Annotated in this window: 22 protein-coding genes and 1 riboswitch; of the genes, 16 read left to right on the plus strand and 6 right to left on the minus strand. The window is 61.8% G+C overall.

The window, feature by feature from the left end; translation table 11 throughout:
• Positions 1-66 precede the first annotated feature (66 nt).
• The 4 genes from AB1462_RS03810 (at position 67) to AB1462_RS03825 (ending at position 3828) form a co-directional block, all read left to right on the plus strand.
• Entirely contained in the window at positions 67-771 is a 705-nt protein-coding gene (locus AB1462_RS03810) for a sulfotransferase family 2 domain-containing protein (RefSeq protein ID WP_090400894.1), read from the plus strand.
• Positions 764-1372: an adenylyl-sulfate kinase gene (gene cysC / locus AB1462_RS03815; RefSeq protein WP_090400893.1), complete on the plus strand. Its 609-nt coding sequence runs from the start codon at positions 764-766 to the stop codon at positions 1370-1372. The genes AB1462_RS03810 and cysC overlap by 8 nt, the downstream gene beginning before the upstream one ends.
• Positions 1373-1475: 103 nt before the next feature.
• A complete protein-coding gene (gene hldE, locus AB1462_RS03820) occupies positions 1476-2900 on the plus strand; it encodes a bifunctional D-glycero-beta-D-manno-heptose-7-phosphate kinase/D-glycero-beta-D-manno-heptose 1-phosphate adenylyltransferase HldE (RefSeq protein WP_090400892.1) in 1425 nt (474 codons plus the stop codon).
• Positions 2893-3828: an NAD-dependent epimerase/dehydratase family protein gene (locus AB1462_RS03825; protein ID WP_090400891.1), complete on the plus strand. Its 936-nt coding sequence runs from the start codon at positions 2893-2895 to the stop codon at positions 3826-3828. The genes hldE and AB1462_RS03825 overlap by 8 nt, the downstream gene beginning before the upstream one ends.
• 126 nt (positions 3829-3954) lie before the next feature.
• Here the strand turns inward: AB1462_RS03825 and AB1462_RS03830 are convergent, their stop codons facing one another.
• The 4 genes from AB1462_RS03830 to AB1462_RS03845 form a co-directional block, all read right to left on the minus strand.
• Entirely contained in the window at positions 3955-4923 is a 969-nt protein-coding gene (locus tag AB1462_RS03830) for a metal ABC transporter ATPase (protein WP_090400890.1), read from the minus strand.
• A gap of 41 nt (positions 4924-4964) precedes the next feature.
• The gene (locus AB1462_RS03835) at positions 4965-5777 is read right to left on the minus strand and encodes an aldo/keto reductase (RefSeq protein WP_090400889.1); all 813 of its coding nucleotides are present in this window, start codon (positions 5775-5777) and stop codon (positions 4965-4967) included.
• A complete protein-coding gene (locus tag AB1462_RS03840; protein ID WP_090400888.1) occupies positions 5774-6943 on the minus strand; it encodes an FAD-binding oxidoreductase in 1170 nt (389 codons plus the stop codon). The genes AB1462_RS03835 and AB1462_RS03840 overlap by 4 nt, the downstream gene beginning before the upstream one ends.
• Positions 6944-7078: 135 nt before the next feature.
• A complete protein-coding gene (locus AB1462_RS03845) occupies positions 7079-7414 on the minus strand; it encodes a multidrug efflux SMR transporter (protein ID WP_027604927.1) in 336 nt (111 codons plus the stop codon).
• Between the two features lie 102 nt (positions 7415-7516).
• Between AB1462_RS03845 and AB1462_RS03850 the strand changes: the two genes are divergently transcribed.
• Both AB1462_RS03850 and waaA read left to right on the plus strand, forming a co-directional pair.
• Positions 7517-8407 (plus strand): LysR family transcriptional regulator, encoded by an 891-nt coding sequence (locus AB1462_RS03850; RefSeq protein WP_090400887.1) that lies wholly within the window; start codon positions 7517-7519, stop codon positions 8405-8407.
• A gap of 23 nt (positions 8408-8430) precedes the next feature.
• The gene (waaA, locus tag AB1462_RS03855) at positions 8431-9708 is read left to right on the plus strand and encodes a lipid IV(A) 3-deoxy-D-manno-octulosonic acid transferase (RefSeq protein ID WP_367246205.1); all 1278 of its coding nucleotides are present in this window, start codon (positions 8431-8433) and stop codon (positions 9706-9708) included.
• A 62-nt stretch (positions 9709-9770) separates the two neighbouring features.
• On the opposite strand, the gene AB1462_RS03860 is transcribed toward waaA, so the two are convergent.
• Positions 9771-11210 carry a TolC family outer membrane protein gene (locus AB1462_RS03860; RefSeq protein ID WP_259193375.1) on the minus strand — a complete coding sequence of 480 codons (1440 nt, stop codon included), beginning with the start codon at positions 11208-11210 and terminating at the stop codon, positions 9771-9773.
• A 196-nt stretch (positions 11211-11406) separates the two neighbouring features.
• A riboswitch (TPP riboswitch) is annotated at positions 11407-11512 on the plus strand.
• A gap of 147 nt (positions 11513-11659) precedes the next feature.
• Between AB1462_RS03860 and thiC the strand changes: the two genes are divergently transcribed.
• Both thiC and cytX read left to right on the plus strand, forming a co-directional pair.
• Positions 11660-13549, plus strand: a complete 1890-nt coding sequence (gene thiC / locus AB1462_RS03865) for a phosphomethylpyrimidine synthase ThiC (RefSeq protein ID WP_090400884.1) — start codon at positions 11660-11662, stop codon at positions 13547-13549.
• Between the two features lie 89 nt (positions 13550-13638).
• Positions 13639-14916 (plus strand): putative hydroxymethylpyrimidine transporter CytX, encoded by a 1278-nt coding sequence (gene cytX, locus AB1462_RS03870; RefSeq protein WP_367246207.1) that lies wholly within the window; start codon positions 13639-13641, stop codon positions 14914-14916.
• On the opposite strand, the gene AB1462_RS03875 is transcribed toward cytX, so the two are convergent.
• Positions 14885-15631: an RsiV family protein gene (locus AB1462_RS03875; protein ID WP_259193373.1), complete on the minus strand. Its 747-nt coding sequence runs from the start codon at positions 15629-15631 to the stop codon at positions 14885-14887. The genes cytX and AB1462_RS03875 overlap by 32 nt on opposite strands.
• A gap of 194 nt (positions 15632-15825) precedes the next feature.
• Here AB1462_RS03875 and AB1462_RS03880 point away from each other — a divergent pair, with 194 nt between their 5' ends.
• From AB1462_RS03880 to AB1462_RS03915, 8 genes are all read left to right on the plus strand, one after another.
• On the plus strand, positions 15826-16443 hold the full coding sequence (locus tag AB1462_RS03880) for an NUDIX domain-containing protein (RefSeq protein WP_090400881.1): 618 nt from the start codon (positions 15826-15828) through the stop codon (positions 16441-16443).
• Complete coding sequence (locus tag AB1462_RS03885; RefSeq protein ID WP_090400880.1) at positions 16434-16883, plus strand: DUF1249 domain-containing protein; 450 nt, start codon at positions 16434-16436, stop codon at positions 16881-16883. Before AB1462_RS03880 ends, AB1462_RS03885 begins: the two co-directional genes overlap by 10 nt.
• A 97-nt stretch (positions 16884-16980) precedes the next feature.
• Positions 16981-17793, plus strand: a complete 813-nt coding sequence (gene cpdA / locus AB1462_RS03890) for a 3',5'-cyclic-AMP phosphodiesterase (protein WP_315335710.1) — start codon at positions 16981-16983, stop codon at positions 17791-17793.
• A gap of 106 nt (positions 17794-17899) precedes the next feature.
• Complete coding sequence (locus AB1462_RS03895; RefSeq protein WP_259193370.1) at positions 17900-18508, plus strand: YqiA/YcfP family alpha/beta fold hydrolase; 609 nt, start codon at positions 17900-17902, stop codon at positions 18506-18508.
• 54 nt (positions 18509-18562) lie between these two features.
• Positions 18563-20467, plus strand: coding sequence for a DNA topoisomerase IV subunit B (gene parE, locus AB1462_RS03900; protein WP_027604917.1), 1905 nt, complete (start codon positions 18563-18565; stop codon positions 20465-20467).
• Positions 20467-21462, plus strand: coding sequence for an esterase-like activity of phytase family protein (locus AB1462_RS03905; protein WP_090400877.1), 996 nt, complete (start codon positions 20467-20469; stop codon positions 21460-21462). Before parE ends, AB1462_RS03905 begins: the two co-directional genes overlap by 1 nt.
• Positions 21463-21535: 73 nt before the next feature.
• The gene (parC, locus tag AB1462_RS03910; protein WP_367246210.1) at positions 21536-23800 is read left to right on the plus strand and encodes a DNA topoisomerase IV subunit A; all 2265 of its coding nucleotides are present in this window, start codon (positions 21536-21538) and stop codon (positions 23798-23800) included.
• A 173-nt stretch (positions 23801-23973) separates the two neighbouring features.
• Positions 23974-24684, plus strand: coding sequence for a membrane integrity-associated transporter subunit PqiC (locus AB1462_RS03915; RefSeq protein ID WP_090400875.1), 711 nt, complete (start codon positions 23974-23976; stop codon positions 24682-24684).
• Positions 24685-24786: the final 102 nt, after the last annotated feature.

The following is a 24786-nucleotide window of genomic DNA, read 5'->3' on the forward strand; positions in this document are numbered from 1 at the left end:
TGTTATGTTGGCCTTCTCGATTCGAATGACGAACGAGAGGGCTAACCTTCTTGCGTGGGTATTGGAATGTTGCAACGTCTGTTGTGGAAACTGCTTCCCAAACACCAGAGGGTGTTTCTGCTGGGGCGTTTGTCGGTGGTGGATCGCCAGGCGGTGAACAAATCCCTGTCTGGGGTGGCAACGCTTAACCCGGCCTTCGAGCGACACCAATGCGTGTTTATCCATGTGCCCAAATGCGCCGGCAGCAGTGTGTGCTCGGCACTTCTCGAGGGGCGCTGGCCGGGGCATTTGCCGTATTACTGGTATGAGCAGCAATTTCCCCAACACTGCGAGCGCAGCTTCAAGTTTGCCTTCGTACGTGACCCGCTGGAGCGCGCCTACTCGGCCTACACCTACTTGCGCGGCAACCCTATGGGCGCTCGCGACCTGCAAGCCCAGGCGCTGGTTTCCAGCTTCCGTGACTTCGACCATTTCATTGCCGGCTGGCTGCACCCGGACAACCTGCGACGCCAATTGCACTTTGCTCCGCAGACCGACTTCCTGGTCGATCACATGGGCCAAATGGCCATGGACTTCCTCGGGCGCCAGGAGTCTTTGCAGCAAGACTTCCAGCACCTGTGTGAACGCCTCGGCGTGGACTCATCCCTGCCACATCTGAATGTTTCACTGGGGCGTCGCAACGAGCCGGTCAGGGACTTTTGCAACTCGCGTACGCGGCGCCTGGTCAGGCGTGCCTATCAACGTGATTACGAGGTGTTGGGTTATGAGTAGCCAGTTGCTTGCCGGCGGTTGCGCTGCCGTCCGTCCCTTTGGCCTATCGTTGTCGGCGGCGGCACGGGCGGCGCTCAAGCACCAGCAGCCGTGCTGCCTATGGCTGACGGGGCTGTCCGGGTCCGGCAAGTCGACCCTGGCCAATGCCTTGGAAGTACATCTCAACGAGCAGGGGCGGCACACCTTCGTGCTTGATGGCGATAATTTGCGTACGGGCCTGTGCAATGACCTGGGCATGAGCGATACGGCGCGCAAAGAAAATATCCGGCGTATCGGCGAAGTGGCGCGGCTGATGGTGGACGCAGGATTGATTGTCATTGTTTCGGCGATCTCGCCATTCAGCGTCGATCGGGCGACCGCCAGGGCACTGTTCGGGCCGGGACAATTCTTTGAGGTTTATATCAGCACCCCCTTTGACGTATGTGCCCGGCGTGATCCCAAGGGCTTGTACCGTGCGGCACTGGACGGGCGCATCAAGGCCTTCACCGGGTTGGACAGCCCCTATGAGGCGCCGCTTGCGGCCGACTGCGAGATCAATACCGATGAGGTCGAGCTGGCTGCCGCCGTGGAGCAGATCCTGGCGGTTTTGTTTAAAAAGTGATCAGTTTATGTGCCTGATGCATCGCGGATAAAGCTCTCGAACTAGGCGGCGCTCACCCTGTGCTAATATCGCGCCCCTGTTCATTTTGTATGTGGGTTGCTCCATGAAGTTGTCCATGCCGCGATTCGATCAAGCCCCTGTCTTGGTGGTCGGCGATGTCATGCTCGACCGTTACTGGCATGGCGGTACCTCACGGATTTCCCCTGAGGCGCCGGTACCGGTAGTCAAGGTCGAGCAAATCGAAGACCGTCCAGGTGGCGCTGCCAACGTTGCCCTCAATATTGCCGCACTCGGCGCCCCGGCCTCCCTGGTTGGGGTGACCGGTGACGACGAAGCCGCCGACAGCCTGGCCAACAGCCTGCGCGGTGCCGGCGTACGCGCGCAGTTCCAGCGCATTGCTCACCAGCCGACCATCGTCAAGCTGCGGGTAATGAGCCGTCACCAGCAATTGCTGCGTATCGATTTCGAAGAACCTTTCGCCACCGACGCCCTGGCCCTCAGTGGCCAGGTCGACGCGCTGCTTGAAGGTATCAAGGTGCTGGTGTTGTCCGACTACGGCAAAGGCGCCCTGAAGAACCACCAGGAGCTGATCCAGGCCGCCAAGGCGCGAAACATCCCGGTACTGGCCGATCCCAAGGGCAAGGACTTCTCGATTTATCGAGGCGCCAGCCTGATCACGCCGAACCTCAGCGAGTTCGAAGCCATCGTCGGCGGTTGCGCCGATGAGCACGAACTGGTGAGCAAAGGCGCGGCACTCATGGCCGACCTTGACCTGGGCGCCTTGCTGGTGACCCGTGGCGAGCACGGCATGACCCTGCTGCGTCCCGGTCACCCGGCGATGCACCTGCCGGCGCGTGCCCGTGAAGTGTTCGACGTCACCGGCGCCGGTGACACCGTGATTTCCACCCTGGCTGCCTCCATTGCAGCCGGCGAAGAACTGCCCCACGCCGTGGCCCTGGCCAACCTGGCGGCGGGCATTGTGGTCGGCAAGCTGGGCACGGCCGCGATCAGCGCGCCTGAACTGCGTCGCGCGATCCAGCGCTCCGAAGGTTCGGAGCGTGGTGTCCTGAGCATCGAGCAATTGCTGCTGGCGATTGACGATGCCCGTGCCCACAACGAAAGCATTGTGTTCACCAATGGCTGTTTCGACATCCTGCACGCCGGCCATGTGACCTACCTGGAGCAGGCTCGCGCCCAAGGTGATCGCCTGATCGTCGCGGTCAACGATGACGCTTCGGTCAGCCGCCTTAAAGGCCCGGGCCGTCCGATCAACAGTGTCGACCGGCGCATGGCGGTACTGGCGGGGTTGGGCGCGGTGGACTGGGTGATCAGCTTCCCTGAAGCGACCCCGGAGAACCTGCTGGCCCAGGTCAAGCCGGACGTGCTGGTCAAGGGCGGCGACTACTCCGTCGACCAGGTGGTCGGTGCCGATATCGTCAGCGCCTACGGCGGTAAGGTCAAAGTGCTGGGCCTGGTTGAGAACAGCTCGACCACCGCCATTGTCGAGAAGATCCGCAACAATGAGTAAGGCTGATCCGTTGGTCCTGATCACCGGTGGCGCGGGCTTTATTGGCTCGCACCTGGTCGATGCACTGCTTGCCAAGGGCTACGCAGTGCGTGTGCTGGATAACCTGTCCACAGGCAAGCGCAGCAACCTGCCGCTGGACAACCCGCGCGTCGAGCTGCTCGAGGGCGATGTCGCCGATGCGGGGCTGGTGGCGCGTGCCGCTGTCGGCGCGACGGCGGTGGTGCACCTGGCAGCGGTGGCTTCCGTGCAGGCTTCGGTGGATGACCCGGTCAGTACGCACCAGAGCAATTTCGTCGGCACCCTGAATGTCTGCGAAGCCATGCGCAAGGCCGGTGTGAAGCGTGTGGTATTCGCCTCCAGTGCGGCGGTGTATGGCAACAACGGCGAGGGCGCTTCGATTGACGAAGAGACCACCAAGGCGCCGTTGACGCCCTATGCGTCCGACAAGTTGGCCGGCGAGCATTACTTCGACTTCTACCGTCGCCAACATGGCCTGGAACCGGTGATTTTCCGCTTCTTCAATATCTTCGGCCCGCGCCAGGATCCGTCATCGCCGTATTCCGGTGTGATCAGTATCTTCTGCGAGCGTGCACAACAGGGTAGGCCGATTGCCGTATTCGGCGATGGCGAGCAGACCCGCGACTTCATGTATGTGGAAGACCTGGTGGACGTGCTGGTGCAGGCCATCGAAGCCCCGGAGCCGCCTTTGGGTGCGATCAACGTCGGCTGGAACCGCACTACTACCCTCAAGCAGGTGCTGCAGGCACTGGAAGAGGCAATTGGTACGTTGCCCGCCGTGACTTACGGGCCGGCACGCTCGGGAGACATTCGGCATTCGCGGGCGAATAACCAGCGTTTGCTGGCCAGCTTCAAGTTGCCTGAGCCGACCCCATTGGCGGTTGGCCTGGCGCGGTTGCTCAAAGGCTGACTGTTCACCTGTAGGAGCGAGCTTGCTCGCGAAGCTCGTCAACGATAACGCGGGTATCCTGATTTAAAGCGGTGCCCTTGCGTTTTTCGCGAGCAAGCTCGCTCCTACAGTCATCGAAGCCAGCCCTTAGCGGCTGGCTTTTTTCTTGGGCACGATCTTGCGTAGCATTTGTTTGGCCTTGCCGGTCAGGCGCTTGAGTTTCGACTCTTTCTCAGGCTCTGCCAGGCCTTGCTGCCTCAGCCAATCCTTCCAGCGAATGCGCTCATCCCGCACCAGCCAGCCCTCCTGCCGGGCGAAGCTTTCCGCCAGGTACAGGCCCCGTGTACTGGCCGGATACAGTTGGTCTTTTTTTACGGTGTACAGCTCGGGAAGGGGCTGGCCGTCCTTGAGCGGCATCAGGTACAGGTCCGGACGCTTGCGGTCCAGGCGCGCGACCAACTGATCGCCTTCCAGTCTCTCATCCACGTGAAACAGGCTCAGGGATTTGGCTTCCTTCGGCACTTCCAGACGCAGGTCATAAATCAGTTGCAGCGACGCGGTCGGCAGATGCACGTAGGCCCGCGGGCGCTCGATCAGTTGGGTAGTCGAGCAACGTACCGGGCGCGCGGCGCCAGACAAAGGGCTCAAGCGAAACGGCAAGGCTTCGCGGTAATGCAGCGCGGCGGAGTAGGGGGCCGGCAGCCACGTGTCGTTGAAGCGCCCGCTGAGCCAGCCTTCAGGGGTTTCCAGCAGGCATTCTTCGGCAATTTCCTGGATGGCGGTGTGCAGCGGCAGGTTCAATTCGTTTGCCGGGACGTAGCCGGAGATCAGCTTGAGCACCACATCGCCACGGTCTTGGCGACGCTGGCGCACCAACACCCAGTAATCCTTGTTTTGCCAGTGCAGGGTCAGGCGCACCGAGACGCCGAGGTTGGCCAGTTCCAGGGCGAAGCGTTCGGCGTCCGGCACGTCTACCGGCTTGCGCCGTTGCAGGGTCTGGGCGAAATTGAGCGGCATGCCCACGCTCTGGTAACTCAGGCCTTCTGGCGTGGCTTCGACGTGCAGCGGCAGTGTTTTGAAGTTGCTGGGGTTTTTTCTTATGAGCGTTCGCGGCATGTCGGCTCCTTCTTGCGACGGGGTCGGCCGCGTCGGCGGCATCAGAGTTGACGAATGACCTTGGCAGCGGTCGCCACGTTGTGGGCCAGGTGCAGCGGATTAATGGTCCCGACAATAGCACTGGCGACGCCCGTTTGCGCAAACAACAGCATGAAACTGGCGTGTATTGGATCCATTCCCGGTTCCAGGCACACATGGCCGCTGGCCAGCGCCTTTTTGACCAGGATGCCCTTGCCATGGGCCGCCGCATAATCAATGACGGCTTTTTCCGCCTGTTCGTTCAGATTGTAGGTGACCATCGCGCAATCACCTTGTTCCAGAGCCTTCACGCCACCTTCGATGGTTTTGCCGGAGAAGCCGAAACCGCGAATTTTGCCCTCTTGCTTCAACTGCGCCAGGGTCTGGTAAACCTCACAGTCGTTGAGGATGTGCAGGTCGTTGCCATCGGAGTGCACCAGCACCAGATCGATAAAATCCGTTTCAAGTCGTTTCAAGCTGCGCTCAATGGACATGCGCGTGTGGGCGGCACTGAAATCGTGCCGGGACACACCATTTTCGAACTCCTCGCCGACTTTGCTGACGATCACCCAATCTTTGCGCTGCCCGCGCAACAGCGGCCCCAGGCGTTCTTCGCTACGGCCATAGGCCGGTGCGGTATCGATCAGGTTGATGCCCAACTGGCGGGCCTGGCGCAGCAACATCCGGGCTTCATCGTCATCCGGGATCTGGAAGCCGTTGGGGTATTTCACGCCCTGGTCGCGGCCCAGCTTGACGGTGCCCAGGCCGAGTGGCGAGACCAGCAGGCCGGTGCTGCCCAAGGGGCGGTGCAGGTCGTGCAAGGTCGGCAGGCTCATGGCAACAGTTGCTCCCAGGCCGGTACGCCGATGGCGGGTTTTGGCAGGTCGGGCAGAGGCTCCGATACGCTGGGGCGGATGCCGTCGCGTTCGAGGCTGTTGATCACTCGGTCGGCGAAGTCTGGTGCTAAAGCCAGCTTGGTCGGCCAACCCACCAGCAAGCGGCCGTCTTCGGCGACGAAGGCGTTGTCAGGCCGGCTCAGGCCCGATTGCAATGGCTCGGCACGCTCGACGCGCAGTGTCGCCCACTGGGTCTGGCTCATATCGATCCAGGGCAGCAATTGGGCCAGCTCTTTCTGTGCGGTGGCGATCTGTTCTTCCGGCGTACGTGCCACGCCGTCGGCCTCGGCAATGTCACCGCCCATGTACCAGACCCAATTGCCGTCGGCGGCGGGATGGGTGGTGACGGTGAGGCGTGGCTTGGTACCGCCGCCCAGGCAGTGCGCGTACAGCGGCTTCAGGCCCGGGCCTTTGGCGATGATCATGTGCAGGGGGCGTTTTTGCATGGCCGGCTGGCTCAGGCCGAGGGCGGCCAGCAGCTCAGCGGTACCGCCGCCGGCGCTCAAGACGATGCGCTGGGCGCGGATTTCGCGGCCATCGACCTTCAAGCCCACCAGGCTGTCACCTTCGCGCAGCGGTTCGATATGTTGCCCGGCGAGCAACCCATCACCGGCCAACCGTGCCAGGCGTTCGATCACGCTAGGGACGTCCACCACCAGTTCGGCCAGGCGATAGACCTTGCCCTTGAAGCGACGGTCTTGCAGGGCAGGCGGCAGATCGTCGCCCTTGACCTGGTCGACACGGCCGCGCACGGCCTTGCTGGCGAAAAAGCTGGTGAGGTTGCCGGCGATCGTGCCAGGGGACCACAGGTAATGGGCCTGTGAGAGCACGCGTACGCCGGACAGGTCCAGTTCGCCGTCGCCGGCCAGGGCTTCACGCCAGCGGCGCGGCATGTCTGCAATGGCTTCGGAGGCGCCGGTAAGGGCGCCGTGCAGCGCATATTTCGCACCGCCGTGAATGATCCCCTGGGATTTCACGCTTTGCCCGCCACCCAGCGTGGCACTTTCCACCACAACCGTGGAAAAACCCTGGCGGCGCAGGCGCGCATTCAGCCAGAGGCCGGCAACCCCGGCGCCGACAATCAACACGTCGGTGGAAATAGGCATGCGCGCGAGACCTCGTGGATAGAAAAGGGAGCCCAGTATAGCGCGCAGCGACAAGTTATCGGCTGCAAGCGGCAAGTTAGAAGCGATTCGCGGCGCTCTTTCTTGCCGCTTGTAGCTCGCAACTTACTGCTGCTTTTAATGCCCTGCGGTTTTCGAGAACAACTGGATGACCACCACGCCCAGCACAATCAGGCCCATCCCCAGCATGGCCGGGACGTCCAGTTTCTGCCCATAGATGAACAGCGCGGCAATGCTCACCATTACGATGCCCATCCCGGCCCATACTGCGTAGGCCACGCCGACCGGCACGGTACGCACCACCAGTGTCAGCATCCAGAACGCCACGCCGTAGCCGACGATCACCAGCAACAGCGGGATTGGGGTGCTCCAGCCCTTGATGGCCTTCATGGAAACGGTGGCGATCACTTCCGAGCAGATGGCAATGGCCAGGTAGCAGTAAGCGGCGTTCATGGGTGAGTCCTCGGTGTAAAGCAATCTGATAAGGCCGGCATTCTAGAGTTTTATCAGATGGGGTAAAGTCATTACCTATCCGAAATAAAGATGGGTTAAGCCATGAGCGTGCAGTGGAATCTGGAGCAGATGCGCCTGTTTGTCAGCGTCGCCGAGCAGCGTTCGTTTTCGGCGGTGGCGCGTGGGCAGCGCAAGGCGCAGTCGGCGGTCAGCAACGGCATTGCCATGCTGGAAGCAGACCTCGGCGTGAGCCTGTTTGAGCGCAGCAGTGGCCGCCAGCCGCGTCTGACCGAGGCCGGCGCGGTGTTGCTCGAAGAGGCCAGGGAAGTGTTGCGTCAATGCGAGCGCCTCAATGGGCGTGCACTGTCGTTGATGCGCGGTGAAGAAGCCCGCCTGCGCCTGGCCCAGGACGAGGCAATGCTGTACCAGCCGGTACTCGACAGCCTCGATGCCCTGGCTGGGAAGTTTCCGAACCTGGAAGTGCAGCTTTCGAGCGCTGCCCAAGGCGATGTTGCCCGCAAGCTGGTAGAGCGCAAGGCTGACCTGGGCATGCTGTTTTATCACGACCAGATCCCCGAGGCGCTGGAGCGGCGGGTGGTCGGCAGTGTCGAGATGGTCACCGTCTGCGGGCGCAATCACCCTTTGGCCACGCAGAATTTCGTGGATTGCCAGCGCCTGGCGCAATTTCGCCAGTTGCTGATGTCGACCCAAACCAGTGTTTACCCCGGCAGCGAGGCCGCCAGCCCGCAGGTGTGGCGAGCCGACAGCTTCTATGTGCTGGCCGAATGGCTGATCCGTGGCCTGGGCTGGGCTTGGTTGCCCCGGCACGTGGTGCAGTACCCCGCCTATCAAAACCACATGGTCGAACTCGACAGCGAATGGACCCCGCCGGCCCTGGTGGTTGAGTTGGTGTGGCGCCGTGACGAACCGCTGGGCCCGGCTGCGCGCTTTCTTGCCGAACGTTTTACCGAGTGCCTGCGGGCGATCGACTGAAAAAGCCGATAAACTCCGCCGCCATGAATAGAACTCTCTACAGCTGTCTGTTTTACCTGGCGCTGCCGTTGGTGGCCTTACGTCTATGGTTGCGCGCACGCAAGGCACCGGCCTATGCCCAGCGCGTCGGCGAGCGGTTTTCCTATGGCTTGCCGGTGATGCGACCGGGCGGGATCTGGGTGCACGCCGTGTCGGTGGGCGAAAGCATTGCCGCTGCGCCGATGATTCGCGGCTTGCTGGAGCGTTATCCACAACTGCCGATCACCGTCACCTGCATGACGCCCACCGGTTCCGAGCGCATCCAGGCGTTGTTCGCCAACGAGCCGCGCATCCAGCATTGCTACCTGCCTTACGATTTGCCCTGTGCGGCCAAGCGTTTTCTTGATCGTGTACAGCCCAGGCTGGCGGTGATCATGGAGACCGAGTTGTGGCCCAACCATATTCACGCCTGTGCCCAGCGCGGTATTCCGGTGGCCTTGGCCAATGCGCGGCTGTCGGCGCGTTCGGCCAAGGGCTATGCGCGTTTCGCCAAACTGACGGGGCCGATGCTGGCGCAAATGAGCCTGTTCGCGGTACAGACCGAAACCGAGGCCCAGCGTTTCCTGAGCCTGGGCGCGCGCCCGGAAACCGTCGAGGTCACCGGCTCCATCAAGTTCGACCTGACCATCGACCCCGAGCTGCCGCTGCGCGCCGCCGCCCTGCGCGAGCAATGGGGCGCTTCTGAACGTCCGGTATGGATCGCCGCCAGTACCCACGAAGGCGAAGATGAAGTAGTGCTTGCGGCCCACCGGCAACTGCTCGAAAGCTATCCCAATGCGCTGCTGATTCTGGTGCCGCGTCATCAAGAGCGCTTCGGCCCGATGTTCGAGTTGTGCGCGCAACAAGGGTTTACCACGGTGCGTCGCTCAAGCGGTGAGCCCGTTACCACGCAAACCTCGGTACTGCTCGGCGATACCATGGGCGAGCTGCTGTTTCTCTATGCCCTGGCCGACAGCGCTTTTGTCGGCGGCAGCCTGGTGGCGACCGGTGGGCATAACCCGCTGGAACCGGCCGCGCTGGCCAAGCCGGTGATGATGGGCCCTCACGTGTTCAACTTCCTCGAAATCACCGCGATGATGCGCGAAGCGGGTGCGTTGCGAGAGGTGGAGGACGCAGAAGGGTTGGCCGAGGCGGTCCGGCAGCTATTCGAGCTGCCGCAGGATGCACGCAGGATGGCGCAGGCGGGGCTCAAGGTGATGCAGGCCAATCAGGGGGCGCTGAAGCGTCTGCTGGATGGGTTGGGCCGATTGATCTCTCACTGATCCGACACCGATCCAAATGTGGGAGGGGGCTTGCCCCTTCCCACATTGGTTTTAGGGTGTGTTCAGTAGCCTGGGCGGGCCTTGAGTTGCTCGGCGGCGGCCTTGGCCAGGTCCGGCGGCAGGAAGTCGCGATCCGGGTTGTAGTCGGCCTTGAGGTAGCGCGTCAGGTCTTGCAGATCCCCTGGGTTCAAGGTGCCCGCCGCCTGCTTCAAGCGCAGGTTATCGAGGATGTAGTCGTAGCGGCTGTTGTTGTAGTTGCGCACCGACGAGTACAGCTGGCGCTGTGAATCCAGCACGTCGACGATGTTGCGGGTACCCACCTGGTAGCCGATTTCGGTGGCTTCCACCGCGCTCTGGTTGGAGATGATCGACTGGCGGCGCGCCTGTACCTGTTCCACATCGGTGTTCACCGCACGGTGCAGGTTGCGCGTGTTCTCCACCACCTGGCGACGCAGGCCTTCGCGTTGCTGCTCGGTCTGGCCCAGGCGCGAGTACGACTCACGCACTTGCGAACTGGTCAGCCCGCCGCTGTAGAGGGGGATATTCAGGCGCAAACCGATGGTGCGCTGCTCCACGTCGCCCCGGTAGGGCGTGCCAAAGGCATTCGGGTTGCTGAAGCCAAGGGCGTCGTTGTCACCTTTTTCGTACTGCGCTACGGCGTCCAGGGTGGGGGCGTGGCCGGCCTTGCGCTGCTTGAGGGTTTCCTCGGCGGCAGTCACGGCGTAGTTGCTGGCCAGCAGGTTCAGGTTCTGGCGGCCGGCCGTCTCGACCCAGGCCTTGGCGTCGTTGGGCAGCGGCGGCAACACCGGCAGCGTGTGGACAATGCCCTGGATCGAGTTGTACTGGCGGTTGGTCAGGGTAATCAGCGCTTCGAATGCATCATCCACCTGGCGTTGCGCGACGATCCGGTTAGCCCGTGCAGTGTCATAGCTGGCCTGGGATTGCAGCACATCGGTCTTGTCCGACAGGCCCACGTCGAAGCGCTCGTTGGATTGATCCAGCTGGCGCTTGAACGCATTTTCCTCGGCCTTGGTCGAGGCCAGGTTGTCCTGGGCGCGCAGCACGGCGAAGTAGCTTTCGGCGCTTTGCAGGATCAGGTTCTGTTCAGTGGCCGAAAGTTGCAGCGCCGCCTGTTCGTTGGTGGCCTCGGCGGCTTGCAGTTGGAACCAGCGATCGGCGCGGAACAGCGGCTGGCTCAGGGTCGCGCGCCAGGAGTGGGCGTCGCGGTTGGCAGTGGCCGCCGGCGTGTCGATCTGGGTGCGCACGTTATTGATGTCGGCACCGCCCGACAGGTTCGGCAGCAACCCGGCGCGAGCCTGGGGCACGACTTCTTTCTGCGCGCCGTATTGGGCGCGGGCGGCCGCCAGGTCGGCGTTGTTATCCACTGCTTCCTGATAGACGCTGACCAGGTCGGTTTTTGCGGACAAGGGCGCTTCAGCTGCCCAGACCATTCCGTTGGTCGCACAAGACACGGCGAGAGCCAGTGAAAGTTTGCGCAGCATGAGGCGATCCCTAGTGTGAATATTATGGTGATAATTTAGCGCTCAAGGCTACGGTTGGCCAATCCTGGCGTCAAGCAGTGAGGCGGCTCCCGAGTGTAGTGGCGCGGCAGCGGCGCAACAATCCCGCAATCACGCCATTCATCACGCTGAATGCACCGCTATTGGCAATTTGCCCACGGCATGGTCTAGACTGGCCTCGTTCTTGTCGGGGTGCCTTGTTGGAAGGCTGAGATCGGTAAATACCGGATCCCGTTGAACCTGATCAGGTTAACGCCTGCGTAGGGAACAAGATTTCTCGTCACCCGGCGAGTCCTCTTGTGCTTCGTCCGGGATGTTGTTCGACAATCGAACAGCTCTTGTGCGCCAAGCACAGCACTGGTTTCAGTGCGTCCATCCGTCACAGGTTCGCTCCGACAAAAATCCACCGCCTGGATAAGTTGGAGCCCGTGATGACTACAAAACTAAAAAACACCGTGCACTTGAGTGAATCGGCCAAGGTCGACTCCGGCTCAGTGCAACCGTTTACCCGCTCGCAAAAAATCTATGTGCAAGGCACTCGCCCGGACATTCGTGTGCCGATGCGTGAGATTAGCCTGGACGTGACCCCCACCGATTTCGGCGGTGAAATTAACGCGCCGGTGGTGGTTTATGACACCTCCGGCCCCTACACCGACCCCAACGTCATCATCGACGTGCGCAAAGGCTTGGGCGATGTGCGCTCGCCGTGGATCGAATCCCGCGGCGACACCGAGCGCCTGTCAGGCTTGAGCTCGCACTTCGGCCAACAGCGCCTCAGCGATGCCGAGCTGACTGCGCTGCGTTTCGCCCACGTGAAAAACCCGCGCCGCGCCAAGGCCGGGGCCAACGTCACCCAAATGCACTACGCCCGCAAAGGCATCATCACCGCCGAGATGGAATACGTCGCCATCCGCGAAAACATGAAGCTGGAAGAAGCCCGCGCCAGCGGCCTGCTGGACCAGCAACACGCCGGCCACAGCTTCGGCGCCAGCGTGCCGAAAATCATCACCCCTGAATTCGTGCGCGAAGAAATCGCCCGTGGCCGCGCGATCATCCCGGCCAACATCAACCACACCGAACTGGAACCGATGATCATCGGCCGCAACTTCCTGGTGAAGATCAACGGCAACATCGGCAACAGCGCCCTGGGTTCTTCCATCGAAGAAGAAGTGGCGAAACTCACCTGGGGCATTCGCTGGGGTTCGGACACGGTGATGGACCTGTCCACCGGCAAGCACATCCACGAAACCCGCGAGTGGATCATCCGCAACTCGCCGGTGCCGATCGGTACCGTACCGATCTACCAGGCCCTGGAAAAAGTCGGCGGCGCTGCCGAAGACCTGACCTGGGAGCTGTTCCGCGACACCCTGATCGAACAGGCGGAGCAGGGCGTCGACTATTTCACCATCCACGCCGGCGTGTTGCTGCGCTACGTACCGCTGACCGCCAAGCGCGTCACCGGTATCGTCTCCCGTGGCGGTTCGATCATGGCCAAGTGGTGCCTGGCGCACCACAAAGAGAACTTCACCTACACGCATTTCGACGAAATCTGCGAAATCATGAAGGCCTATGACGTCAGCTTCTCCCTCGGCGACGGCCTGCGCCCCGGCTCGATTGCCGACGCCAACGACGCCGCACAATTCGGCGAATTGGAAACCCTCGGCGAACTGACCAAGATCGCCTGGAAGCACGACGTGCAAACCATGATCGAAGGGCCGGGTCACGTGCCGATGCAGTTGATCAAGGAGAACATGGACAAGCAGCTCGAGTGCTGCGACGAGGCGCCGTTCTACACCCTCGGCCCGCTGACCACCGACATCGCGCCGGGCTACGACCACATCACCTCCGGCATCGGCGCGGCGATGATCGGCTGGTTCGGTTGCGCCATGCTCTGTTACGTCACGCCGAAGGAGCACCTGGGCCTGCCGAACAAGGATGACGTGAAGACCGGGATCATCACCTACAAGATCGCCGCCCATGCGGCGGACTTGGCCAAGGGGCATCCGGGCGCGCAGATCCGCGATAACGCCTTGAGCAAGGCGCGCTTCGAGTTCCGTTGGGAAGACCAGTTCAACCTCGGCCTGGACCCGGATACCGCGCGCTCCTACCACGACGAAACCCTGCCGAAGGACTCGGCCAAGGTCGCGCACTTCTGCTCGATGTGCGGGCCGAAGTTCTGCTCGATGAAAATCACCCAGGAAGTGCGTGAGTACGCGGCCAACCAGCGCATTGAAGCGGTGGATGTGGACGTCGCCAAGGGCCTGGCGGAGCAGGCGGAGCGGTTCAAGCAGGAAGGTAGTCAGCTGTACAAGAAAGTTTAAGCGGCAAGCGGCAAGCCACAAGTTAAAAGCTGAATCTGCTTTTTCTTGCGGCTTGCGGCTCGTAACCATGTTCTCTTGAGACTTCTGATTTGAACACTTATTCCCCTGGCATCGCGGTCACCTCCGACAAACGCGTCTTCGGCGCGCGCGACCTGTTCTCCCTGTGGTTCTCCCTTGGCATCGGCCTGATGGTCCTGCAGACCGGTGCATTGCTCGCGCCGGGCCTGGGGTTGTCCGGTTCATTGCTGGCCATTTTCCTCGGCACCCTGGTGGGCGTGCTGTTGCTGGCGGCCGTCGGCGTGATCGGCAGCGACACCGGCCTGTCCGCCATGGCCGCCCTCAAGCTCAGCCTCGGAGCCAAAGGCGCGAGCCTGCCGGCGTTGCTGAACCTGCTGCAACTGGTCGGCTGGGGCTCGTTCGAAATTATCGTGATGCGCGATGCCGCCAGCCTGTTGGGTGCGCGGGCGTTCAGCGATGGCAGCCTATTGGCCAGCCCGTTGTTGTGGACACTGTTCTTCGGTGGCCTGGCGACCCTGCTGGCGGTCAGCGGTCCGCTGACGTTTGTGCGGCAGATTTTGCGCAAATGGGGTATCTGGCTGCTGCTGGCGGCCTGCCTGTGGCTGACCTGGAACCTCTTCGCCAAGGCCGACCTCGGCACACTCTGGGCCCAGGCCGGTGACGGTTCGATGCCGTTTGCGGTCGGCTTTGATATCGCCATCGCCATGCCGCTTTCGTGGCTGCCGCTGATTGCCGATTACTCACGCTTCGGCAAGCGTGCCCAAAGCGTGTTTGGCGGTACGGCGCTGGGTTTCTTTATTGGTAATTTCTGGCTGATGAGCCTGGGCGTGGCCTACACCCTGGCGTTTGCGCCCAGCGGTGAAGTGAATGCGCTGCTGCTGGCGCTGGCTGGGGCCGGCCTGGGGATTCCGCTGCTGCTGATCCTGTTGGATGAGTCGGAAAACGCCTTTGCCGATATTCACTCGGCGGCGGTGTCCAGTGGGATGCTGTTGCGCTTGAAGGTCGAGCACCTGGCACTGGCCATTGGTGTGATCTGCACCCTGATCGCCTGTTTTGCACCGTTGGCGCAGTACCAGAACTTCCTGTTGCTGATCGGTTCTGTGTTTGCGCCGTTGTTCGGCGTGGTGCTGGTGGATCATTTCATCCTGCGCCGTCGTGGTCATGGCGCGGTCGCCAGCCTGCGTTGGCCGGCACTGTTGGCCTGGCTGGGTGGCATTGCTACGTATCACCTGTTGGCCAACCTGTACCCGGACATCGGCGCAACCCTGCCGGCATTGGTGCTGGCAGGGCTGTTGCAGTTCATCCTGGGGCGGGCCTTCAGCGGCGCGCGGGCACCCACTCAGGCTTGAGGATGCCTTCCAGGCGCGAATAGGGAATCTGCAACTCGACATGGCCCAGGGCGTAAGGCGCGATGGTGCTGGTGGGGTACTTGAGGATCACGCCGCCATAGGTCAGCGCCACGTTCGGGGTTTTCTGGAACGGGTAGGTTTTCACGAACTCCGGTTCCAGGCTCAGACGGGTGCTGATCAGCCAGCTGTTGTGCGCCACCTGGGCGGCTTTCCAGAACGCATCTTCCTTGCCTGGCAGCAGCATATCGGTCAGCCACAGGGCCTTTTGCTGCTGGCGTGAATAGTTGATGAAGGCGCGGCCTGGCTCGCCGTGGGTGGCGCCTTGATCCAGGTAGCTGGATAACTCGATGATTACCAAACCGTCATGCTGCTCACGTACCTTGGCCTGCAAGTACATGCTGTTGCGTGGGGCTGCGGTGCTGAGGAATTGCTCGCGATAAGACTCAAGGCTCGACGGCAGCGGGTCGGCCGCGTTGGTGCGAGTCATTTCCAGCAGGCGTTGCTCGATCAAGGCATCCAGCTTGGGTTCCTTGGCAAAGTGCACAGTGTCGATATTCACCAAAGGGCAATCGCTGGCGGCGCAGCCCGGCTTGCTCTGCTCGCTGGCGTCGCGGGTGGCTTCCAGCGGAGTGCGATAGCTGGGTTGGAACAGGCTTTGGCAGGCGCCGAGGGTCAAGGCGATGCAGGCCACGGATGCGATTTTTAAAAGCGACATGGATGTCCTTCGTCTATCGATAAGAGCGAAATTTGTGGAGCTTCGACTACCGGCAGGGCAGTCAGTTCGCCACTAAGCTGATTGAGCGTGAGTTTGACCTTCTCCGTCTGGCCCGGCAACCGCAAAGGGGCTGCACCAATGGGCAGGAGCGCGTTAGGATGGCGCGAATTGCACGGGACATGATGAGGAAGGGTATGACGGACATTGCGAAATCGACGCCGAGTACGATCGAGATTGTTCAGCGCGACAATGCCTACAAGGGCTTCTACCAGCTCGATCGCGTGCAACTGCGCCATGAAAAGTTCGACGGCGGCATGAGCCGCGTGATCAATCGCGAAGTGTTCGTGCGCCATGACGCGGTGTGCGTGTTGCCCTACGACCCGCAGCGCGATGAAGTGGTGCTGATCGAGCAGTTTCGCGTGGGCGCCATGGGCCGCAGCAATAACCCTTGGCTGGTGGAAATGGTTGCGGGGCTGATCGACAAGGACGAAGAGCCGGAGGAGGTTGCACACCGCGAGGCCGAGGAGGAAGCTGGGCTGACGTTCTCCGCACTGTGGCCGATCACCAAGTATTTCCCGTCGCCCGGTGGCAGTACCGAATTTGTCCACTTGTACCTGGGCCGCTGCGACAGCTCGGGGGCGGGTGGCGTCCATGGACTGGAAGAAGAAGCAGAAGACATCCGCGTCACGGTCTGGGCATTTGAAGACGCCCTGCAAGCCGTTCGCGACGGTAAAATTTCCAACGCAGCCAGCATTATCGCCCTGCAATGGCTTGCGCTTAATCGCGCGGAAGTGAGGGGGTTATGGCAGTAAAGGCACGGGAACGTTATCGAGTCGACCTGATCGGGCTGCAAGCCGCCTGCGAAGCCAACTATGCGCGGCTGATGCGTCTGCTGCCCGACATGCGCCACACCCCGCAAGCGCGCCGCATCGGCGTGACCCATGGCGACCAGATGCTGGGCGTGCTGGCCCTGGACGTGATCGTCAACTGCCCGTACACCACCACCCTGCGGGTGCGCCAGGAACACAGCCTGCCGTGGCTGCCGGTGCCGCAACTGGAAGTGCAGGTGTACCACGATGCGCGGATGGCCGAAGTCATCAGCGCCGAACATGCGCGGCGCTTTCGCAGCATCTATCCTTACCCGAATGTGTTCATGCACCAGCCCGATGAGAAAGCACAGCTCAATGTGTTCCTCGGTGAATGGTTGAGTCATTGCCTGGCCCTGGGCCATGAGTTCGAAGTCGTGCGGTAGATGTGAACTGCGTCTGCTTCCTGGGTTTCCTCTTTGCGTCCTGCCCCAGCATAATCGCCCCAACTGTCCATTTCTGTGATTGCTTTGGGAGAGCGCCTTGCCGAGCGTATCCACCTTGAACCCCAACGCTGCGCTGCTGGTGCAGCTCTCCGACAGCCACCTGTTTGCCGAGGCCGACGGTACGCTGTTGGGCATGAACACCCGTGAGAGTCTGCAGCGGGTGATCGAACTGGTGCGCCAGCAACAGCCGCACATCGACCTGGTAATGGCCACGGGGGACTTATCCCAGGACGGTACGCTGGAGTCTTACCAGGCATTTCGTGACCTGACTCAGCAGATCAAGGCCCCGGCGCGCTGGATTCCCGGTAATCACGACGAGCCCCGGATTATGCTGCACGCCGCCGCGCACAGTGACCTGCTGGAGCCCGTGGTGGACCTCGGCAACTGGCGCATCACCCTGCTCGACTCCGCCGTGCCAGGCTCCGTGCCGGGCTACCTGCAGGATTCGCAGTTGCAATTGCTGGCTCAAGCCTTGAGCGAAGCCCCGAACCGCCATCACCTGGTGTGTTTCCACCATCACCCGGTGCCCATCGGCTGTGCGTGGATGGACCCCATCGGCTTGCGCAACCCCGATGCGCTGTTTGCTGTGCTGGACCGTTTTCCGCAGGTGAAAGCAGTGCTCTGGGGCCACGTGCACCAGGAGATCGACCGCGAGCGCAACGGCGTGCGCCTGCTGGCTTCGCCGTCCACCTGCATCCAGTTCACGCCGGGCAGCGAGGATTTCCAGGTCAGCGAGCACGCGCCGGGCTATCGTTGGTTGCGTTTGCATGCCGACGGACGGCTGGAGACAGGGGTGGAGCGGGTCAAAGGCTTCGCTTTTACCGTGGACTACGGCAGCAACGGCTATTAAAAGCTGCAAACACTGATCAGAGATGTGGTGGCTGGATGATCGGGTGCTCACACCACCCCGATCCCTGTAAACTGCGCCCTTTTGGCGCAAGCACGGAGACCCCGGCATGTCCGCTTCGATCCTGTATATCCACGGCTTCAACAGCGCGCCTGCGTCCAACAAGGCCTGCCAGCTGGTGACCGTGATGGACACACTCGGCCTGGCCGACCAACTGCGCGTGCCGGCGCTGCATCACCATCCCCGTCAGGCAATTCCCCAGTTGGAGCAAGCCATTGCCGAACTGGGGCGGCCGCTGCTGGTCGGCAGCTCACTCGGCGGCTACTATGCAACCCATCTTGCCGAGCGCCATGGCCTCAGGGCGCTGCTGGTCAACCCGGCCGTCAGCCCCCATCGGATGTTCGACGGTTACCTGGGTACCCAGAAAAACCTCTACACCGATGAAACCTGGGAATTGACCCACGACCACGTCACGGCGCTGGCCGAGCTGGAAGTGCCGGCTCCCCAGGACGCCGCGCGTTATCAGGTGTGGTTGCAGACCGGTGATGAAACACTGGATTATCGCCTCGCCCAGCAGTATTACCGGGCCTGTGCCTTGCGCATCCAGGCCGGTGGCGACCATGGTTACCAGGGGTTCGCCCAGCAATTGCCGGCGCTGTTGAGTTTTGCCGGCATTGGCGCAGATCAGTATCAATCCTTCGATTTCTCGGCACTGTAATTGCCTTGGAAATCGCAGGTTACTTTTTAATCGAACGACTCACGACGAGACCCCATGGCCACTCCCAGCGCTAGCTCTTATAACGCCGATGCCATCGAAGTCCTATCGGGCCTCGACCCGGTGCGCAAACGTCCCGGCATGTACACCGACACCAGTCGGCCGAACCACCTTGCCCAGGAAGTCATCGACAACAGCGTCGACGAAGCCTTGGCCGGGCACGCCAAGTCGGTGCACGTCATTCTTCATGCTGACCACTCCCTGGAAGTGTCCGACGATGGTCGCGGCATGCCCGTGGACATTCACCCGGAAGAGGGCGTGTCGGGCGTCGAGCTGATCCTTACCAAGCTGCACGCCGGCGGCAAGTTCTCGAACAAGAACTATCAGTTCTCCGGTGGCTTGCACGGTGTGGGTATTTCCGTGGTCAACGCCCTGTCTACGTTGGTGCGGGTCAAGGTCAAGCGCGACGGCAATGAGTACGAGATGACCTTCGCCGATGGCTACAAAGCCACCGACCTGCAGGTGATCGGCACCGTTGGCAAGCGCAACACCGGTACCAGCGTGTACTTTGCGCCGGACCCTAAATACTTCGACTCGCCGAAATTCTCCATCAGCCGCCTCAAGCACGTACTCAAGGCCAAGGCCGTGTTGTGCCCCGGCCTGTTGGTGACCTTTGAAGACAAAGGCACAGGCGAGAAAGTCGAGTGGCATTACGAAGACGGCCTGCGTTCCTACCTGGAAGACTCCGTCAGCGATTTCGAGCGCCTGCCCAACGAGCCGTTCTGCGGCAGCCTGGCCGGAAACAAGGAAGCGGTCGACTGGGCGCTGCTGTGGTTGCCCGAAGGCGGCGACAGCGTTCAGGAAAGCTACGTCAACCTGATCCCCACCGCCCAGGGCGGCACCCACGTCAACGGTTTGCGCCAGGGCTTGCTGGATGCCATGCGCGAATTCTGCGAATACCGCAGCCTGCTGCCGCGCGGCGTGAAGCTGGCGCCGGAAGACGTGTGGGAGCGCATCGCGTTCGTGCTGTCGATGAAAATGCAGGAGCCGCAGTTCTCCGGCCAGACCAAGGAGCGCCTGTCGTCGCGCGAAGCGGCAGCGTTTGTCTCCGGTGTGGTCAAGGATGCTTTCAGCCTGTGGCTCAACGAGCACCCGGAACTGGGCCTGGCCCTGGCGGAACTGGCGATCAACAACGCCGGCCGTCGCCTCAAGGCCAGCAAGAAAGTCGAGCGCAAGCGCATCACCCAGGGCCCGGCATTGCCCGGCAAGCTGGCCGATTGCGCCGGGCAGGACCCGATGCGCTCCGAGCTGTTCCTGGTCGAAGGTGACTCCGCCGGTGGGTCCGCCAAGCAAGCGCGGGACAAGGAATTCCAGGCGATCCTGCCGTTGCGCGGCAAGATCCTCAATACCTGGGAAGTCGATGGCAGCGAAGTCCTCGCCAGCCAGGAAGTGCACAACATCGCCGTGGCCATCGGCGTCGACCCAGGCGCAGCGGACATGAGCCAGTTGCGCTACGGCAAGATCTGCATCCTCGCCGACGCCGACTCCGACGGCCTGCACATCGCGACCCTGCTGTGCGCGTTGTTCGTGCAGCACTTCCGCCCGTTGGTGGATGCCGGTCACGTCTACGTCGCCATGCCGCCGCTGTACCGTATCGACCTGGGCAAGGAGATTTTCTACGCCCTGGACGAAGCGGAACGCGATGGCATTCTCGACCGCCTGGTAGCCGAGAAGAAACGCGGCAAGCCGCAGGTCACGCGATTCAAGGGCCTGGGCGAAATGAACCCGCCGCAACTGCGTGAAACCACCATGGACCCGAACACCCGGCGCCTGGTGCAGTTGACCCTGGAAGACTTCGCCGCCACCTCGGAAATGATGGACATGCTGCTGGCGAAGAAACGCGCGCCGGATCGCAAGTCCTGGTTGGAATCCAAAGGCAACCTGGCCGAGGTCCTGGGCTGATGCGCACAGGTTTCGCCCTGGCGATCCTGATGTTGAGCGGGCTGGTAGCGACTCAGGTCGCCGCCGCGCCCGTGGCTGAGCTCAAGTTGGTGTCCGAACATCCGGTGGATGGCATGCGGGGTGGCAACCTGTCGGGCCTGGTGCAGTGTGGCAAGGATCTGTGGACAGTTTCCGACCGCGATGATGACCAGATCTATCGTCTCGATATCAGTGCGCCGACCTGGCAAGCCGAGGCGGTAAGGATCGATGTACCGCCGGTGCCGGAATCCGGGTTGCCCTGGGGGCTGCGTTCGCGCACCAAGGCCGCGTCGTTCATTCGCGGCGGCGACCTGGACTTTGAAGGCATCACCTGCGATGCCGCCGGCAACCGCTACATTGTCAGCGAAGCCCATGCGGCGGTGCTGCAAGTGCCGGTGAACGGTGCGCCTGAATGGTTGAAGATCGCTCCGAGCATGGTGCGCGAAGCCCGGGCTAGTGGCATGTTGCTGCACTTCAATGCCTTGTTCGAAGGCCTGGCGATCAACCCCGAGGGTAATCAGATCTGGCTGGCTGCGGAGCGTGAGCGGCGCGGCCTCATCTCCATCAAGCGCCCGCAAAGCCTTTGGGATTGCGATGGCCCCTGCGTGTTGTTGAGTGAGGCCGGCCAGGAGATGCAGCCGGCCAAGTTCACCGGTGCCAAGGCGGTGTCCAAGGATTTCGCCGATCTGTCACTGTTCAACGGCAAGCTGTTTACCCTGGAGCGCAACGCGTTCCGGATTTGCCGGCGCGATGCGGTCACGGCCAAGGTCGAGTTGTGCTGGTCGTTCGCCGACGAAACCCTGACGCCCGAGCGGCGTTACGCCCAGCCCTATGGCCTGGCCGAAGCCCTGGTGGTGGACGCAGACGGTGCCTGGCTGGGCATCGACAATAATTTCGGCCCCCGCGCCGATGGTGAAAAACGCCCCATGGTCTATCGTTTCGCCGCCCCCGCCGGTGGCTGGAGCGCGCAGCCATGAGTCGCTACTTTTCTGAATCGATCCGGCGCGGCGGCATTTCCGCTGCGCTTTACCAAACAATGATGAGGCCCGCATGAGTGACATCCTCGCAGACAGCTTAGACGGCGTAGAACGCCGGTCGCTGGCTGACTTCACCGAAAATGCCTACCTCAACTACTCCATGTACGTGATCATGGACCGTGCCTTGCCGCATATCGGCGACGGCCTGAAGCCCGTACAGCGGCGCATCATCTACGCCATGAGTGAGTTGGGCCTGGACGCCGACTCCAAGCACAAGAAGTCGGCGCGTACCGTCGGTGACGTGCTCGGTAAATTCCACCCCCACGGCGATTCGGCGTGCTACGAAGCCATGGTGCTGATGGCACAGCCGTTCAGCTACCGCTACACCCTCGTCGACGGCCAGGGTAACTGGGGGGCGCCGGATGATCCCAAGTCCTTCGCGGCCATGCGTTACACCGAAGCGCGCTTGTCGCGGTATTCGGAAGTGCTGCTCAGCGAGTTGGGCCAGGGTACCGCGAACTGGGGGCCGAACTTTGACGGTACTCTCGACGAGCCGCTGGTGTTGCCCGCACGTTTGCCGAATATCCTGCTCAATGGCACCACCGGTATCGCGGTCGGCATGGCCACCGACGTACCGCCGCACAACCTGCGCGAAGTCGCCGCCGCCTGCGTGCGCTTGCTGGATGAGCCAAAGGCCACGGTCGAGCAGCTTTGCGAGCACATCCAGGGCCCGGATTACCCGACCGAAGCGGAAATCATCACGCCACGCGCCGACCTGCTGAAGATGTACGAAACCGGCAAGGGCTCGGTGCGCATGCGCGCCGTGTATCACATCGAAGACGGCGACATTATCGTCACCGCCCTGCCGCACCAGGTGTCCGGTGCCAAGGTGCTGGAGCAGATTGCCGCGCTGATGCAGGCCAAACCGTCGAAATTGCCGCAGGTCGCCGACCTGCGTGACGAGTCCGACCACGAAAACCCCTGCCGCATCGTGATCATCCCGACCAACAGCCGGGTCGACCACGAAGTGCTGATGCAGCATCTGTTTGCCAGCACGGAGCTGGAGTCCAGCTACCGGGTCAACGTCAACATCATCGGCCTGGACGGCAAGCCGCAGTTGAAAAACCTGCGCAACCTGCTGGTCGAGTGGCTGGAGTTCCGGATACAAACCGTACGTCGCCGCCTGCGGTTCCGCCTCGACAAGGTCGAGCGCCGCCTGCACCTGTTGGACGGTTTGCTGATTGCCTACCTCAACCTGGATGAAGTGATCCACATCATCCGTACCGCCGAGCATCCGAAAGCCGAGCTGATCGCACGTTTCGAGCTGAGCGAGATCCAGGCCGACTACATCCTCGACACCCGTTTGCGCCAGTTGGCACGCCTGGAAGAAATGAAGCTGCGCGACGAACAAGACGCGCTGCTCAAGGAGCAGGCCAAGCTGCAAGCCCTGCTGGGCAGCGAAGCCAAGCTGAAGAAGCTGGTGCGCACCGAGCTGATCAAAGACGCCGAAACCTATGGCGACGACCGCCGTTCGCCAATCGTGCAGCGTGCCGAAGCCAAGGCGCTCACAGAGACCGAACTGCTGCCGAACGAGAAAATTACCGTCGTTCTGTCGGAAAAGGGTTGGGTTCGCTCAGCCAAAGGGCATGATATTGACGCCACTGGCTTGTCGTACAAGGCGGGTGATGGCTTCAAGACTGCCGCAGCCGGTCGCTCCAATCAGTTTGCGGTGTTTATTGACTCCACCGGGCGTAGTTATTCGGTGCCGGCGCACACCTTGCCATCGGCGCGGGGGCAGGGCGAGCCGTTGACCGGTCGCCTGACACCGCCGCCGGGGGCGAATTTTGAATGTGTGCTGCTGCCGGATGACGATTCGCTGTATGTGATCGCCTCCGACGCGGGTTATGGGTTCGTGGTCAAGGGTGAAGACCTGCAGGCCAAGAACAAGGCGGGCAAGGCGTTGTTGAGCCTGCCGAACAACGCCAAGGTCATCCTGCCGCGTCCGGTGGAAGACCGCGAGGGCAACTGGCTGGCGTCGGTGACCACCGAAGGGCGCCTGCTGGTGTTCAAGATCAGCGACCTGCCGCAGTTGGGCAAAGGCAAGGGCAACAAGATTATTGGGATTCCCGGCGAGCGGGTGGCCAGTCGCGAAGAGTACGTGACCGACATCGCGGTGATCCCGGAAGGTTCTACCCTGGTGCTCCAGGCCGGCAAGCGCACGCTGTCATTGCGCCCTGACGACCTGGAACACTACAAGGGCGAGCGTGGTCGTCGCGGTAATAAACTGCCTCGCGGCTTCCAGCGTGTGGATGCTTTGCTGGTGGAAACACCGGTTTAAGGCGTATTAGAGCCCTCGATCTACGATTTAAAGCGTAGATCGACGCTTTGGCGCTGGAGTCATGGCGCATATTCACGGATGATATGGCCTTTCCAGCGCCGGCGTGGCCGAGCGTGTTTAGGTTATTTTTAGTATTACATTGTGGTTCGCCTTGTGGCAGCCACCTGGATGGGATGATGACTGCTCCACGCGTTCCTCTATTTTTCATGCTCGCTGGCCTTCTGGGGCTGGCGGGTTGCAGCACACACCAGCCTGTGTCGCTGTACCAGCTGGACAGCGGAAGTCCGGCTCAGCCAGCCCAAACCGCTGGCATGTCCGTTTTGCTGGGACCGGTAGTCGTGGCCGATTACCTGCAACGCGAAACCTTGCTGCAACGTCAGAACGATGGAAGCCTGCAAGGTTCCACTGATGGTCGTTGGGCGGGCAGTTTGTCTTCTGATATCAACCAGTTGATGTTGCGTCAGGTGGCCGGTCAGTTGGACAGCCAGCGTGTGGTCCTGGCGCCTGCGCCAACCGGCTTCAGCCCCGATGTGCAGGTCTTGCTGACCATTACACGGCTCGATTCCGGTAAGTCGCAACCGGCGATCCTCGATGCGCAATGGCGCTTGATCGATCGTCGCGGCCAGGTGCGTGATAACCGCATCGTGCACCTGCAGGAAGAGCACGCCGGCACCACCGCGTCCCAGGTTCAGGCCCAGGGCGTGCTGCTCCAGCAATTGGCGCAGCAGTTGTCGGTGGCCCTCAAGCCATTGGCCAACCAGCCACCCATCGCCGAGGCGCCCCGCAAGTCGGCCCCGGTACAGGCTAAGCCTGCAGAGCCGCAAAAGCCGAAGATGCCGATGGCAACGCCGATCCGTACGGATATGGAAGTATTCAGGTTCTGATCTGATCTGAATGCCAAACAAAAGGCCCGCTGATTCAGCGGGCCTTTTGTTTGTGTGCAATTTACTTGAGGTTTGTGGAGATCCAAATGTGGGAGGGGGCTT

Origin of the sequence: Pseudomonas sp. SB113, assembly GCF_040754745.1 — a bacterium.
Taxonomy (GTDB): Bacteria; Pseudomonadota; Gammaproteobacteria; order Pseudomonadales; family Pseudomonadaceae; genus Aquipseudomonas; species Aquipseudomonas grimontii.